This is a genomic window from Streptomyces fulvoviolaceus (genome assembly GCF_000718165.1).
Classification (GTDB): domain Bacteria; phylum Actinomycetota; class Actinomycetes; order Streptomycetales; family Streptomycetaceae; genus Streptomyces; species Streptomyces fulvoviolaceus.
The window spans coordinates 82,712-95,148 of record NZ_JOEY01000029.1; the positions used below are offsets into that span (position 1 = coordinate 82,712).

Genomic DNA, 12,437 nt, shown 5'->3' on the forward strand with positions numbered 1-12,437 from the left:
AGGTGCAGCCAGCCCCACTACTACAACCTGAGGCGGACTCGTCTTCGGGACCTGCGGCCGATCCGCAGGAAGGGGCCCCGCTCCTAGCGTGGAACCCATGACCACACTCGTCTGCACCAGCGCTTCGAAGGCCGCCGGACCGGCGACGCAGACCCTTCCGTACCCCTCGTTCGCCTCGTACGTGAAGGCACGCCAGCCGGTGCTGCTGCGTACCGCCCGGTCGCTGACCGCGAACCCGAGCGACGCGGAGGACCTGCTGCAGACCGCCCTGACCAAGACGTACGTCGCCTGGGAGCGCATCGAGGACCACCGGGCCCTCGACGGCTATGTGCGCCGGGCCCTGCTGAACACCCGGACCTCGCAGTGGCGCAAGCGCAAGGTCGACGAGTTCGCGACCGACGAGATCCCCGAGCCCGACCCCGCACCCGGCGGCGACGACCCTGCCGAGCAGCAGGCGCTGCACGACGCGATGTGGCGGGCGATCAGCAAGCTGCCCGCGCGGCAGCGGGCGATGGTCGTCCTCAGGTACTACGAGGACCTCAGCGAGGTCCAGACGGCCGAGGTGCTCGGGGTGTCCGTGGGGACCGTGAAGTCGGCGGTGTCGCGGGCGCTGGGGAAACTGCGCGAGGATCCTGAGCTGGTGCTCGCCCGATAGACCTAGCGGCTGGGCTCTGTGAACGCAACGTGACGTGATCGATCACCCGGTCCTAGTGACATACCGCGCGGTATGTGCGCAGAATCAGCGCAACCCTTACTACCGCGTAGGCAATGTCGCCCCCGGGAGGACGCCGTGCTGAGCACGATGCAGGACGTACCGCTGCTGATCTCGAGGATCCTGACCCACGGGTCGACGATCCACGGCACATCACAGGTGACCACCTGGACCGGGGAGAGCGAGCCGCACCGGCGCTCCTTCGCCGAGATCGGAGCCCGCGCCGCCCAGCTGGCGCACGCCCTGCGCGAGGATCTCGGGGTCGTCGAGAGCGAGCGGGTGGCGACGCTCGCCTGGAACAACTCCGAGCACGTCGAGGCCTACTTCGCGATCCCCTCCATGGGCGCGGTCCTCCACACCCTCAACCTCCGCCTCCCGCCCGAGCAGCTCGCGTGGATCGTCAACCACGCCGCCGACCGGGTCGTGATCGTCAACGGTTCGCTGATCCCCCTGCTCGCCCCGCTGCTCCCGCACCTCAAGACGGTCGAGCACGTCGTCGTCACCGGCCCGGGCGACCGCTCGCCCCTCGCCGACGGCCACGCGCGCGTGCACGAGTACGAGGACCTGATCGCCGGCAAGCCGACCACGTACGACTGGCCCGAGCTGGACGAACGCCAGGCCGCCGCCATGTGTTACACCTCCGGCACCACGGGCGACCCCAAGGGCGTGGTCTACAGCCACCGTTCGATCTACCTGCACTCGATGCAGGTCAACATGGCCCAGTCGATGGGCCTGACCGACCAGGACACCTCGCTCATCGTGGTCCCGCAGTTCCACGTCAACGCCTGGGGCCTGCCGCACGCCACCTTCATGACCGGCGTCAACATGCTGATGCCGGACCGGTTCCTGCAGCCCGCCCCGCTCGCCGAGATGATCGAGGGTGAGAAGCCGACGCACGCGGCCGCCGTCCCCACCATCTGGCAGGGCCTGCTCGCCGAGCTCACCGCCAAGCCCCGCGACGTCAGTTCCCTCACCCAGGTCACCATCGGCGGCTCGGCCTGCCCGCCCGCCCTCATGGCGGCCTTCGACAAGCTGGGCATGCGCGTCTGCCACGCCTGGGGCATGACGGAGACCTCCCCGCTCGGCACGATCGCCCGTCCGCCGGCCCACGCGGTCGGTACCGAGGGGGAGTTCGCGTACCGCCTCACCCAGGGCCGCTTCCCGACCGGTGTCGAGGCCCGCCTCACCGGCCCCGGCGGCGAACGCCTGCCCTGGGACGGCGAGTCGGCCGGAGAGCTGGAGGTCCGCGGCAACTGGATCGCCGGCGCCTACTACAACGGCCCCGACGCCGAACCCCTGCGCCCCGCCGACAAGTTCAGCGAGGACGGCTGGCTCAAGACCGGCGACGTCGGCACGATCTCCCCCGAGGGCTTCCTCACCCTCACCGACCGCGCCAAGGACGTCATCAAGTCCGGCGGCGAGTGGATCTCGTCGGTGGACCTGGAGAACGCGCTGATGGCGCACCCCGACGTCGCCGAAGCAGCCGTGGTGGCCGTCCCCGACGACAAGTGGGGCGAACGCCCGCTCGCCACCGTCGTGTTGAAGGAGGGCTCCACCGCCGACTTCGAGTCCCTGCGCGCCTTCCTCGCCGACGACGGCCACGTCGCCAAGTGGCAGCTCCCGGAGCGCTGGACGATCATCGAGTCCGTCCCGAAGACGAGCGTGGGCAAGTTCGACAAGAAGGTGCTGCGCAGGCAGTACGCCGAGGGCGCCCTGGACGTCACCAAGCTCTGAGCCGTAGCCAAGCGGACCTGGTGAAATCAGGTGCGGAACCGCGCCCCGTAAGGGGCGCGGGGCTGTATCGATATGCGGCTCCGCCGCGATGGGGGAGCGACCAGCCCCCACCGGCCCGCGGCGAACGAACCGCACAACCAGCGGAGCTAATTCGTCCCGATCCGCGAGAGCAGGTCCACGATCCGGCTCTGCACCTCGGGACTGGTCGACCGCTCCGCGAGGAACAGCACCGTCTCGCCGGACGCCAGCCGCGGCAGGTCGGCCTGGTCGACGGCGGCCGTGTAGACGACGAGCGGGGTCCGGTTGAGCTGCCCGTTCGCCCGCAGCCAGTCGACGATCCCGGCCTGGCGCCGGTGCACCTGCATCAGGTCCATCACCACCAGGTTCGGCCGCAGCTGCGAGGCCAGCGTCACCGCGTCCGCGTCGCTCGCGGCCCGCGCCACCTGCATCCCGCGCCGCTCCAGCGTCGCCGTCAGCGCCAGCGCGATCTCCGCGTGCTCCTCGATCAGCAGCACGCGCGGCGGGTGCTGCTCGGTGTCCCGAGGCGCCAGTGCCTTGAGGAGTACGGCGGGATCGGCGCCGTACGCCGCCTCCCGCGAGGCCTGTCCGAGTCCCGCCGTCACCATCACCGGCACCTCGGCGGCCACCGCGGCCTGCCGCAGCGACTGCAGCGCGGTCCGCGTGATCGGCCCGGTCAGCGGGTCCACGAACAGCGCGGCCGGGAAGGCGGCGATCTGCGCGTCGACCTCCTCGCGCGAGTGCACGATGACCGGCCGGTAGCCGCGGTCGCTGAGCGCCTGCTGGGTGGTGACGTCCGGCGCCGGCCACACCAGCAGCCGCCGCGGGTTGTCGAGCGGCTCGGGCGGCAGCTCGTCGTCCATCGGCTGGGGCCGCGGGGTGTCGGGGATCTCGACCGCCCCGCCGGGACCGTCCAGCGGCTCGGGTCCTTCGGCCGCGTTCTCGTCCGGTGCCCCTATGGCGTACGACCGCCCGGTCGCCTCGGTGGCCTGCGCGAGCCGGGACTGGCCGGCGAGCGATGGCTGGGGCTGCGGCTGGGCCTGCTCGGCCGTGGGGTGCGGGCGTGCCGTCTGCTCCGGGGTTCCGGCGGTGGCGGGGTCGGGCCGCGTGCCGAGCTTGCGGCGCCGGCCTCCGCCGCCCGGTGCGTGCGGGGGAGGCGTGGCCGACGACGGCTGCTGGACCTGGGCCGCCTGGCGGGTGAACGGGACGCCCTGGCCCAGGGTCCGGACGCTGATCGCGCGGCCCTGGGTGGAGTTCGGGTCGAGCGCCGGTGCGGGGGCCGCGGGGGGCGCGGCGGCTGCGGTGGCCTCGGCAGGGAGCGGCTGCGCGGCTCGGGGCTGTGCGGCCGGTGCCTTGGGCTCCGGGGCCGGCGCGGGCTGAGGAGCGGCCGGCTTCGGCGGTTCGGGGGTTCCGGCGCCGGTGGTGCCGTCCGCGGCGGGCCACGGCTGGGGGGCGGCGGGTGCCTCCGCCGGGAGGGGCTGGGGCACGGGCTGCGCGGGGGCGGTGCCCTGCGCCGGGACGGGAGCCGACTGCCCCGGAGCCGCCACCTGAACATCCTCCGCCGGCTGGCCCACGGCCCGCCGACGGCGGCCCGTCGGCGCGTTCGCGGGGTGCGGCTGCGGCGGGGTGTGGTCGGCGGACTGGTCGTGCGGTACGGCGTCGTGCCGGCCGTCGTCGACGGGGACGGCCTGGCCGGGTACCTGCAAGAGCCCGTTGGCCGGAGCGGCAGCCTGCCCAGGAACCGGCACGGGCACCTGTCCCGCCTCGTCCGCGTCGTCGGACGGCCGGTCCGCGTCGGCGGGCGGCAGAGCGAACACCGTACGGGGCCCCGCCTCCTGCGCGGCGGCACGCTCCGACGCGGCGGCCAGGGCACGCCGCCGGCGCCCGCCCGCCTGCTCGGAGTCCTGACCGGACGCGCCCTGTCCCGACTCGGCGGAAGCCGCGGGCAACGCGGGCGGCAGCGCGTGCTGTTCGCCGTCGTCGCGCCGGGCACGCCGTCCGCCGGGCGCGGGCACGCCCTGCGGCGGAACGGTCCCGCCCAGGCCGGTCGCCACGGCCGCGGTCCCCGCGGCATGCTCGGCGGCGGTCATGACGGCACCCTCGGACACATCGGCGTCCTCGGGAGCGGCACCCTCGGCGCCCTCGGCGGGCCGCCCGCGGCGCCGCCCGGTACCGCCCGAGCCCTCGCCGTCCTCGCCGGAGGCCTGGGCCGGCACGGACACGGGCTCCTGCTCCGCCGCCGCACGCCGCCTGCGCCGCCCGGTGGGCGCGGACCCCTCGGTAGCGGACACACCGGACTCATCGGACTCGCCGCCTGGCACCTCGCTCTCCAGGAAGGCGTCCACGGAGGACCGCCGGGCCCGCCGCCGCCCGCCACCGGGGCTCTGCTCGGGCACGACGGCTGCAGCGGGGGCGGCGGGGCCGGCCTCCAGCGCGGCCGGGCCGGGCGGCGTAACGGCCCCCGCCCCACCGCCGATCGGCACTTCCAGCACATACGCGTTGCCGCTCATGCCCGGCACGTCGTGCGTCTGCAGTACACCGCCGTGGGCGCGCACGATCCCGCGCACGATCGGCTCGTGCACCGGGTCTCCCCCGGCGTACGGCCCGCGCACCTCGATGCGTACGACTTCCCCGCGCTGCGCCGCCGCGACCACGACGGTGTTGTCCATGTAACCGCCCGCGGACACGGGCGAGTTGCCGGTGGCGTCGACTCCGGCCACGTCCGCGACGAGATGCGCGAGCGCGGTCGCGAGGCGCTGCGCGTCGACCTCGGCCTCGATGGGCGGCGCGTGGACGGCGAACTGCACGCGCCCGGGCCCGATGAGCTCCACCGCGCCGTCCACACCGGCGGCGACGACGGCGTCGAGCATCACCTTCGTACGGACCACGTTGTCGGTGCCCGCGTCGAGCCGCTGGTAGCCGAGGACGTTGTCGATGAGGTGGGTGATGCGCGAGTAGCCGGCCGACAGGTGGTGCAGCACCTGGTTGGCCTCGGGCCACAGCTGCCCGGCGTCGTCCGCGGCGAGGGCGGACAGTTCGCGGCGCAGCTCGTCGAGGGGCCCGCGCAGCGAGCGCCCGAGCAGCGTGAGCAGCTGGTCGTGGCGGCCGGCCAGGGCCTCGAACCGGTCCTTCTCCCGCTCCCCGAGCGCCGCGTACCGCTCCTCGTTGGCGCCGAGTTCCTCGTCGTGCTGCTCCTGGAGGTCCTCGAGCTCGGCCACGTGCTTCTGGCGCAGCGAGGTCAGCTCGGAGGCGTGCTCCTCGGCGAGCCGCTCCAACTCCTTCGCGTGCCGCTCGTCCGCCGCGGCCTTCTCCTCGGCGAGCGAGTCGTACGGCCGCCGGTCGGTGAAGGTCAGCACGGCGCCGACGAGCTGGTCGCCGTCGCGTACCGGCGCGGTCGTCAGGTCGGCCGGGAGCTTCTCGCCCTTCTTCGACCACAGCACCTGCCCGCGCACCCGGTGCTTGCGCCCGGAGCGCAGGGTGTCGGCGAGCGGCGACTCCTCGTACGGGAACGGCGTGCCGTCACCACGGGAGTGCAGGATGAGGTCGTGCAGCTCGCGCCCGCCGAGATCACTGGCCCGATAACCCAGTATCTGAGCGGCGGCCGGATTGACGAGCACGATCCGCCCGTCGGTGTCGGTCCCGACCACGCCCTCGGACGCGGCCCGCAGGATCATCTCGGTCTGCCGCTGCGAACGCGCCAGTTCGGCCTCGGTGTCCACGGTCCCGGTCAGGTCGCGTACGACGAGCATCAGCAGCTCGTCGCTGCCGTAGCCGTAACCGTCGTAGGCCTGCTGCCCGTTCTCCAGGTTCGCGCTGGTGACCTCGACCGGGAACTCGCTCCCGTCGGTCCGGCGCGCGATCATCCGGGTCGGCTTGGTCTGCCCGCGCGGATCCATGTGGTCGGGCCGCCGCATCGACCCCGGGATGAGCCGGGAGTCGAACTGCGGCAGCAGATCGAGCAGCCCACGCCCCACCAGTGCCGTACCGGGCGCTTCGAAGGCTTCGAGCGCGATGGTGTTGGCGTTCACGACGGTCCCATTGGCGTTGACCAGCACCAACGCATCGGGAAGCGCGTCGAGTATGGCTGCGAGGCGAGCAGCGCCTCGGGATGGCCTGCTGCTCACGAGACGCTTCCTCCCTGTTACCGCACCTTGCCGACCGCTCGGGCCATCTTGCCAACCGGCCCGCGACGTGTCACGCGAGGGAGTCTAAGCGCAGCGGTTGTGCGGGGGGTGCCGGATGAGAGGGAGGTCGCACGACGAAGTGAAGTAGAACGTGTGAGCGTACGCATGACGATCTTTATGCCCTGGGTGCGCCCAGCTCGGGCAGCAGCGGCACGAACCGGTCCCAACGCGCGATGTCACACCCGTCGCTCCGGTCGAACCGCGCGTCGACGGGCCGCCCGGCCCACGTGCCCGTGACATGCGCGGTGGCGGGTCCGCCGTACTGCATCGTGCAGATGCTGTTATTCGGCACGGGGGCGAAGGTGTCCCGCCCCCACTGGGTGTTCCGGTCGAGCGCGGCACAGGCACCGGAGACGTCGGGGTGGCTGCCGTGGCCGGGGTGACAGTCCAGCTCGTAGGTCCCGTCGGCGCCGGTGCCCGCGTCCTGGACGGTGACGGTGAGGTGGTCACTGCCGGTGTGGGCGGCGGCGGAGGGGGCGGCGGTGAGGACGAGGAGGGGGGCGAGCGGGGCGAGCGGGGCGAACCGCGCGAACCGGCCGAGCCGGGTGACGTACGACATGACCTGCAACATGACCTGACTAACGCGGAGGACGGCCGGACGTTGCGAAACCGTCTCGTGCGCGCCGAACGACTTTGCCCTGCGGCCTGCCCGCCTAGTACCGTGGGAGGCGATTGGTGACACCGCGCTCGACTGTGTCATCATCTGCACGCACCACTCGCGCACGCGAGCGGTTGTGCTGGAGGCGTCGCCTAGTCCGGTCTATGGCGCCGCACTGCTAATGCGGTTTGGGACTTCAATCCCATCGAGGGTTCAAATCCCTCCGCCTCCGCGCGTGATCACCGAAGCCCCGGTCCACCCGACCGGGGCTTCGTCGTTCAGGGTGCCCTGTAGGCATGTTTCCGCAGGTCACAAGCGGTATGGCAAACGGATTTCACATGGCGGCGGCAGTCATGTAATGTTCTTCCTGTCGCCGCGAGCGGCCCGGACGGGCAAGGAACGGCGAGAAAACAAAACAAGCACTCGTAGCTTAACGGATAGAGCATCTGACTACGGATCAGAAGGTTGCAGGTTCGAATCCTGCCGAGTGCACATTGGTGAGAGGCCCCGGAGAGATCCGGGGCCTCTTGCGTTGTGGCGGACGGGCGCTGTCAGGGTGTGGGCCGTCATCTTGTCGTTCGGATAGCGAGCTCGGTGAGCAGGGCGCGTGCCCGTTGTTCGATCCTGTCCCGGATGGGGCGGTTACCGCGTCGACGTTTTGGCCTGCCGGGTCCAAGTCCGCGAGCGGCTGCGGCTGCCAGGGCTGACGTGCACACAGACAAGAGGCCCAGGAGAGGGGAGCTCCGGGGCCTCTTGCGTCGGGTTCTGGATGTGGTGGGGGTACGGCAGAGACGTACGGGGTCATGCGGCCATGGCCAGGTGGTGGAACGCCTCCGTGGTGCCGGGGTGGGCGATCTCGTCCAGGAGGTGGCGCCAGTCGGGGTCGGTGACGGCGGGGTGGGCCTGGTCCCAGGCGTTGAGGAGCGGGGCGAGGTCGTGGTCGCGGGGGGTCTCGGTGCGGGCGTCCATGGTGGTGCTTGTCTTCGAGGACTGCAGCGGCTTCATGGGAGTTCCTTCCGGAGGAGGGGGGGTGAACCTCGGGGATCCGTTGTCCGTTGGGTACTACGATGCCGCCGGCCGCTTGCCGCAACCATGGCGCTCCCCACCCATTCGCGGGTGTAGGTGGCTGCACCCCGGGTGGGTTGCTCTCCCCCCTCCCGGAGCGTCAGACCCGGTCCAGGGGCCGGTGCGGGCCGCTGGGAAGCTCCGTCTTGATCGTGTCGCCGGGGCGGATCTCGCCGCCTTCCTTCACGATGCTCATGATTCCGGCCTTGCGGACGAGGTTGCCGGACTCGTCCCGCCGGACGACCTGTTTCAGGAGACCGGTCTGGAAGGCGTCGATCTGGAGGCACGGGTTGCGCAGCCCGGTCACCTCCAGGACTGCGTCCGGGCCTATGCGGAGGAGGGTGCCGACCGGGAGGGCGAGGAGGTCGATGCCTCGGGTGGTGATGTTCTCGCCGAGTTGGCCCGGGGTGACCTCGAAGCCCTGCAGGCCCACCTCGGTGAAGAGCTCCTCGTGGATGAGGTGGACCTGCCGGAGGTTCGGCTGGGTGGGGTCCTGGGCGACGCGGGAGCGGTGCTTGACCGTGACGCCGGCGTGGATGTCGCCCTCCACGCCGAGGCCGGCGAGCAGCGTGATGCTGTCCCGGTTCGGCTTGGTGAAGGAGTACTCGCCGTTGCTGCTGACCGCGGTGACTGTCCCGCTCATGCCGTGGAACCCCCGTCCTTCGACAACACAGATCTGTTTCGAGCCTAGCCCTCAGCTGCTAGAGAGCAGGAAGGGATTCCCAACGGCGGCGCGCGCGGCGGTGGTCGAGCCAGAAGACGTAGTCGCGCAGGTACCGCTCCAGTCCGCCGTCGTCGATATGGGCCACGAAGTCCCGGTGGCCCTGGGCGGCGTCCTGGTAGTGGCCCCGGTACTCCGCCGTGCCGTTGAAGCCCCAGTCGCGGTGCGTGTCGGCGCCCCAGTCGGCCGCGATGGCCAGCGCCCACTCGCGGACCCGGCCGCGGTCGCGCCACCATGCGCGGACGGTGTCGGCGGTCCAGTGGTCGTCGCCGTCCCAGCCGTATCCCTCGTACAACTCCATGGTGGCCGCGGAGACCAACGCCTCGGTCTCCGTCTCGTTCGCGGGCTGGCGGTAGACGAACTCCGACCCGAATCCGCCGCCCAGGTCGTCGTCGTAGCAGATGTGGTGCGGGGCGTCGTCGCGGCCCAGCATCATGGAGTCGGTGGCGGCGCCGTAGAAGGGGCCGGGGACGTTGCGCCAGTTCCTTTCCGTCCATACGCCGGAGAAGACGGGCCTTGTCGGAGACGTGGCGGTGACGAGGCGGCGGGCCGTGGGGAGCGGGTCCCAGTAGGGGTGGCGCGGCACGTTCAGTGGTCCACGTCCTGTGGATACCAGCGCAGTTCTACGGTGTTGCCGTCCGGGTCCTGCACGTAGACCGACTGGGCCTCGCCTCGGGCGCCGAAGCGGCCGACCGGGCCTTCGAGCACGGTGAAGGTGCCGGAGGCGATGACCTCGTGCCAGTCGAGTGGCTCGACGACCAGGCAGATGTGGTCGACGTTCGACTCGGAGCGGGGGCGGTCGAGCAGGTCGATGATCGTGGTGGGCGTGACCCGCACGGACGGGAACGACACCTTGCCGGCCCGCCACTCGTCCACACGGACGGGCTCCAGGCCGAGGGGGCCGCAGTAGAACTCCAGGGCGCGTTCGACGTCCTGGACGTTGAGGACGAGGTGGTCGAAGTCCTTGACTCGCAGGTGGGGTGACATGGGGCTAGCTTCCTACGGCTCGGGGACGGAGGACGGCACCGGAGGGGTTTGTTCGGCTCGGGTGGGCGGTACGAGCGCGGTGTGAGTCGAGGGAACGGTGGCGGCAGGGAGCTTGAGCGCGTCCTGGGCGAGCTGCGGGCTCGTATTGGAGACGGCCGATATCCGCTGAACGGGATCCTGCCGAGCCAGCGTGAGCTTGCCGCGGAGTTCGATGTGTCCAGAGACACCGTCCAGCGGGTGCTCGGAGAGCTGAAGGCCGAAGGGTTGATCGCGATCCGTCAGGGGGTCGGCGCGCGGGTGATCGGGGCGCGGGGGGTGCCTGAGCTGGGGAGCAGCGCGGAGCACGACCGCATCGTGACGCTCGGGACGGTCATCTGTCGCGCCTTCGAGCGGGCGGAAGTGACCATGGACGTCTTCTCGCTGACGACGGAAGCCCTGGACGGGCACCTTCGGCTTCAGGCGGAGCGGATCCTTGCTCAGGAGATCGCTCCCCAGCGCATCGCCATACGGCTGCTGCTTCCCTCCGAGTCGCTTGAGACGCCGTACTGGCGGACCGAGGACGGTGCTCACGACGATGGCCTCAGAGAGCGGATGCTGGGTGTCACGCGTCGGCACACCGCAGCGCTGCGTACTTTGCTGAGTGAGCTGGATGCCAGGGGACTTGTGCCCGAGGTGGACGTGGAGATCCGGCACGTACACATTGTGCCGATGTTCAAGCTGTACCTGGTCAACGGCGTTGAGGCGCTGTACGGCCCCTATCAGGTTCCCCAGCGGTCCATCGTGCTGGACGACGGCCGGGAGATCGAGGCGACTGACGTGTTCGGCCCGGGCGCAGGGCTCACGCTCCACGTCAAGGACCATCAACCCGACTCCCAGGGAACCGTGTTCGTGCAGAGCATGCAGGCGTGGTTCGACTCCATCTGGGAGGTCCTTGCGCGCTGACTGCTCCTCGATCAGCAGGCTGCGCCCACCACCGGCCGGGTCAGCAGGGGAGAGTCGAGCCAAGTGGTGGGCGTGGCCGTTGCCGTCGTCGGGGAAAGGGGGGTCGTCGGTGTCGTCTCGGTGGACGTCGTGTTCGGGGTGGTCGGCGTCGTGCGGTTCTTGCGGCTGCCCGCGAACACGAACATCCGCAGGACCAGGAAGCGGCCTATGCCGGCCAGGCCCGACGCGCTGAGGTAGACCGCCTGTTCCGTGAGCATGCTGGGCGAGGACTGGACCGCGTGGAGGATGAACATCGCGGCGCAGGTCACGACGTAGGCGGCGGTGGCCGAGCCCGCGGACTGGAGGTGTCGGCGCAGGCCGGGGCGGCGGCCGGTGCCGAAGGTGAAGAGGGCGTGCAGCTCGGTGCACAGGATGGTGGAGGCGACGGTGATCACCGCGTTCGCGACCGCCCAGGGCATCGCCAGCGCCACCAACGGTACGGCGGCGCTGGAGAGGACGCCGACACCGCCACCGCAGATGACGAAGCGGATGAAGGAGGCGACCGGCCCCGGGGCCGCACCGTCCGTGCGTCGCGTCTCGCGAGCCGGCTGCGGCTGCGGCTTCGACGTGAGGAGCGACTCCATGGTGGTTTCCTTCCGGGCGGTCTCGAACTTCTTGGATCCAGAGCTGACACCGACCGAGCTTCAGTGGGGCTTCAGTCGAACTTCAGCCGGGATCAGCTCCCGGATCAGCCGAGATCAACGATGCCGTCGGGCGGGCCGCGGAACGATGGAGCGCCCTCCCGAAACCGAGGTAGGGCTGGCTACACCCTCAAGGGGTGGGTCACCCCCGAGGACAGGCCGGCGACGCCGGGGACAATCGCTTCCGTGGAGGCGGCGGAGCGGTTCGTGAACGCGGCGGGGGACGGCGAACCGGCCGTCGTGGAACGGATGTTGGGGGACGGCGTCGACGCCGACGCGGACGACATCCACCGGCGTACGGCCCTGGCGGCGGCCGTGCGCGCGGGGCACGCCGGGGTGGTGGGCCCGCTCCTCGACGCGGGGCGGATCCGCGGCAGCGGGTGGGCGAGTACGGGGAGATGACCTCGTTGTCCTGCGCGGCGCTCCACGGGCACACCGGGGTTCTCGAAGCCCTCCTCGACCGTGGCGTCCACCCGGACGAGCGGGACCGGCTGCGTCAGGTGCCCCTGGTGCCGGCGGCGACCGGGACGGCGGAGGGGCAACCGGCCGCCGTGGAACTGCTGTTGGACCGTGGGGCCGACCTCGAGGCGGAGCTGAACCGCGGGACCGCGCTGGAGTGGGCGGCCTGTTTCGGGTACGGGGGAATGGTGCGGTACCTGGTGGGGCGGGGGGCCGTCGTACGGCCCACGCTCCTCCCCCACCTCCGCCGGCATGCCGAGGAGCGTGTCGGGCGTCGGCAGGCGTACGGGGACATCGCCGCCGTACTGCAGACAGCGGCCGGCTCCGGGAGCTGAAG

12 protein-coding genes and 2 tRNA genes are annotated in these 12,437 nt (G+C 71.4%); 7 read left to right on the forward strand and 7 right to left on the reverse strand.

Going from position 1 to position 12,437, the window contains the following annotated elements; genetic code table 11:
* The first annotated feature begins 97 nt into the window (after positions 1-97).
* Positions 98-655: a SigE family RNA polymerase sigma factor gene (locus IG08_RS0129840; RefSeq protein WP_030609184.1), complete on the forward strand. Its 558-nt coding sequence runs from the start codon at positions 98-100 to the stop codon at positions 653-655.
* Positions 656-802: 147 nt separating this feature from the next.
* Complete coding sequence (locus IG08_RS0129845) at positions 803-2,446, forward strand: long-chain fatty acid--CoA ligase (protein WP_043455555.1); 1,644 nt, start codon at positions 803-805, stop codon at positions 2,444-2,446.
* A gap of 146 nt (positions 2,447-2,592) precedes the next feature.
* Here the strand turns inward: IG08_RS0129845 and IG08_RS0129850 are convergent, their stop codons facing one another.
* Together IG08_RS0129850 and IG08_RS0129855 are read right to left on the reverse strand one after the other, a co-directional pair.
* Positions 2,593-6,588 carry a hybrid sensor histidine kinase/response regulator gene (locus tag IG08_RS0129850; RefSeq protein WP_030609189.1) on the reverse strand — a complete coding sequence of 1,332 codons (3,996 nt, stop codon included), beginning with the start codon at positions 6,586-6,588 and terminating at the stop codon, positions 2,593-2,595.
* A gap of 175 nt (positions 6,589-6,763) precedes the next feature.
* Complete coding sequence (locus tag IG08_RS0129855; protein WP_030609192.1) at positions 6,764-7,207, reverse strand: SSI family serine proteinase inhibitor; 444 nt, start codon at positions 7,205-7,207, stop codon at positions 6,764-6,766.
* A gap of 180 nt (positions 7,208-7,387) precedes the next feature.
* Between IG08_RS0129855 and IG08_RS0129860 the strand changes: the two genes are divergently transcribed.
* Positions 7,388-7,478 (forward strand) — tRNA-Ser (locus IG08_RS0129860).
* 187 nt (positions 7,479-7,665) lie between these two features.
* Positions 7,666-7,738: transfer RNA gene (locus IG08_RS0129865), tRNA-Arg, on the forward strand.
* 309 nt (positions 7,739-8,047) lie between these two features.
* Here the strand turns inward: IG08_RS0129865 and IG08_RS0129870 are convergent.
* The 4 genes from IG08_RS0129870 to IG08_RS0129885 all read right to left on the reverse strand — a co-directional run bounded on the left by IG08_RS0129870 (position 8,048) and on the right by IG08_RS0129885 (position 10,019).
* Positions 8,048-8,251: a hypothetical protein gene (locus IG08_RS0129870; RefSeq protein WP_030609195.1), complete on the reverse strand. Its 204-nt coding sequence runs from the start codon at positions 8,249-8,251 to the stop codon at positions 8,048-8,050.
* 160 nt (positions 8,252-8,411) lie between these two features.
* Positions 8,412-8,954: an MOSC domain-containing protein gene (locus tag IG08_RS0129875; protein WP_030609198.1), complete on the reverse strand. Its 543-nt coding sequence runs from the start codon at positions 8,952-8,954 to the stop codon at positions 8,412-8,414.
* A gap of 58 nt (positions 8,955-9,012) precedes the next feature.
* Positions 9,013-9,618, reverse strand: coding sequence for a hypothetical protein (locus IG08_RS57505; protein WP_052424928.1), 606 nt, complete (start codon positions 9,616-9,618; stop codon positions 9,013-9,015).
* A 2-nt stretch (positions 9,619-9,620) separates the two neighbouring features.
* Complete coding sequence (locus IG08_RS0129885; protein ID WP_078655801.1) at positions 9,621-10,019, reverse strand: VOC family protein; 399 nt, start codon at positions 10,017-10,019, stop codon at positions 9,621-9,623.
* Positions 10,020-10,100: 81 nt separating this feature from the next.
* On the opposite strand from IG08_RS0129885, the gene IG08_RS0129890 reads away from it, so the two are divergent.
* Positions 10,101-10,961: a GntR family transcriptional regulator gene (locus tag IG08_RS0129890; protein WP_030609207.1), complete on the forward strand. Its 861-nt coding sequence runs from the start codon at positions 10,101-10,103 to the stop codon at positions 10,959-10,961.
* An 11-nt stretch (positions 10,962-10,972) separates the two neighbouring features.
* On the opposite strand, the gene IG08_RS61590 is transcribed toward IG08_RS0129890, so the two are convergent.
* Positions 10,973-11,584: a GtrA domain-containing protein gene (locus IG08_RS61590; protein ID WP_234343005.1), complete on the reverse strand. Its 612-nt coding sequence runs from the start codon at positions 11,582-11,584 to the stop codon at positions 10,973-10,975.
* Between the two features lie 243 nt (positions 11,585-11,827).
* Here IG08_RS61590 and IG08_RS54535 point away from each other — a divergent pair, with 243 nt between their 5' ends.
* Positions 11,828-12,043: a hypothetical protein gene (locus IG08_RS54535; protein WP_043455524.1), complete on the forward strand. Its 216-nt coding sequence runs from the start codon at positions 11,828-11,830 to the stop codon at positions 12,041-12,043.
* Complete coding sequence (locus IG08_RS56000) at positions 12,040-12,435, forward strand: ankyrin repeat domain-containing protein (protein WP_158812293.1); 396 nt, start codon at positions 12,040-12,042, stop codon at positions 12,433-12,435. Before IG08_RS54535 ends, IG08_RS56000 begins: the two co-directional genes overlap by 4 nt.
* Positions 12,436-12,437: the final 2 nt, after the last annotated feature.

Bases quoted from the DNA above. Each gene is read 5' to 3' on its own strand.
- IG08_RS0129840 (WP_030609184.1), top strand. From the start codon at position 98: ATGACCACACTCGTCTGCACCAGCGCTTCGAAGGCCGCCGGACCGGCG.
- IG08_RS0129845 (WP_043455555.1), top strand. From the start codon at position 803: ATGCAGGACGTACCGCTGCTGATCTCGAGGATCCTGACCCACGGGTCG.
- IG08_RS0129855 (WP_030609192.1), bottom strand. From the start codon at position 7,207: ATGTCGTACGTCACCCGGCTCGGCCGGTTCGCGCGGTTCGCCCCGCTC.
- IG08_RS0129870 (WP_030609195.1), bottom strand. From the start codon at position 8,251: ATGAAGCCGCTGCAGTCCTCGAAGACAAGCACCACCATGGACGCCCGC.
- IG08_RS0129875 (WP_030609198.1), bottom strand. From the start codon at position 8,954: ATGAGCGGGACAGTCACCGCGGTCAGCAGCAACGGCGAGTACTCCTTC.
- IG08_RS0129885 (WP_078655801.1), bottom strand. From the start codon at position 10,019: ATGTCACCCCACCTGCGAGTCAAGGACTTCGACCACCTCGTCCTCAAC.
- IG08_RS61590 (WP_234343005.1), bottom strand. From the start codon at position 11,584: ATGGAGTCGCTCCTCACGTCGAAGCCGCAGCCGCAGCCGGCTCGCGAG.
- IG08_RS56000 (WP_158812293.1), top strand. From the start codon at position 12,040: ATGACCTCGTTGTCCTGCGCGGCGCTCCACGGGCACACCGGGGTTCTC.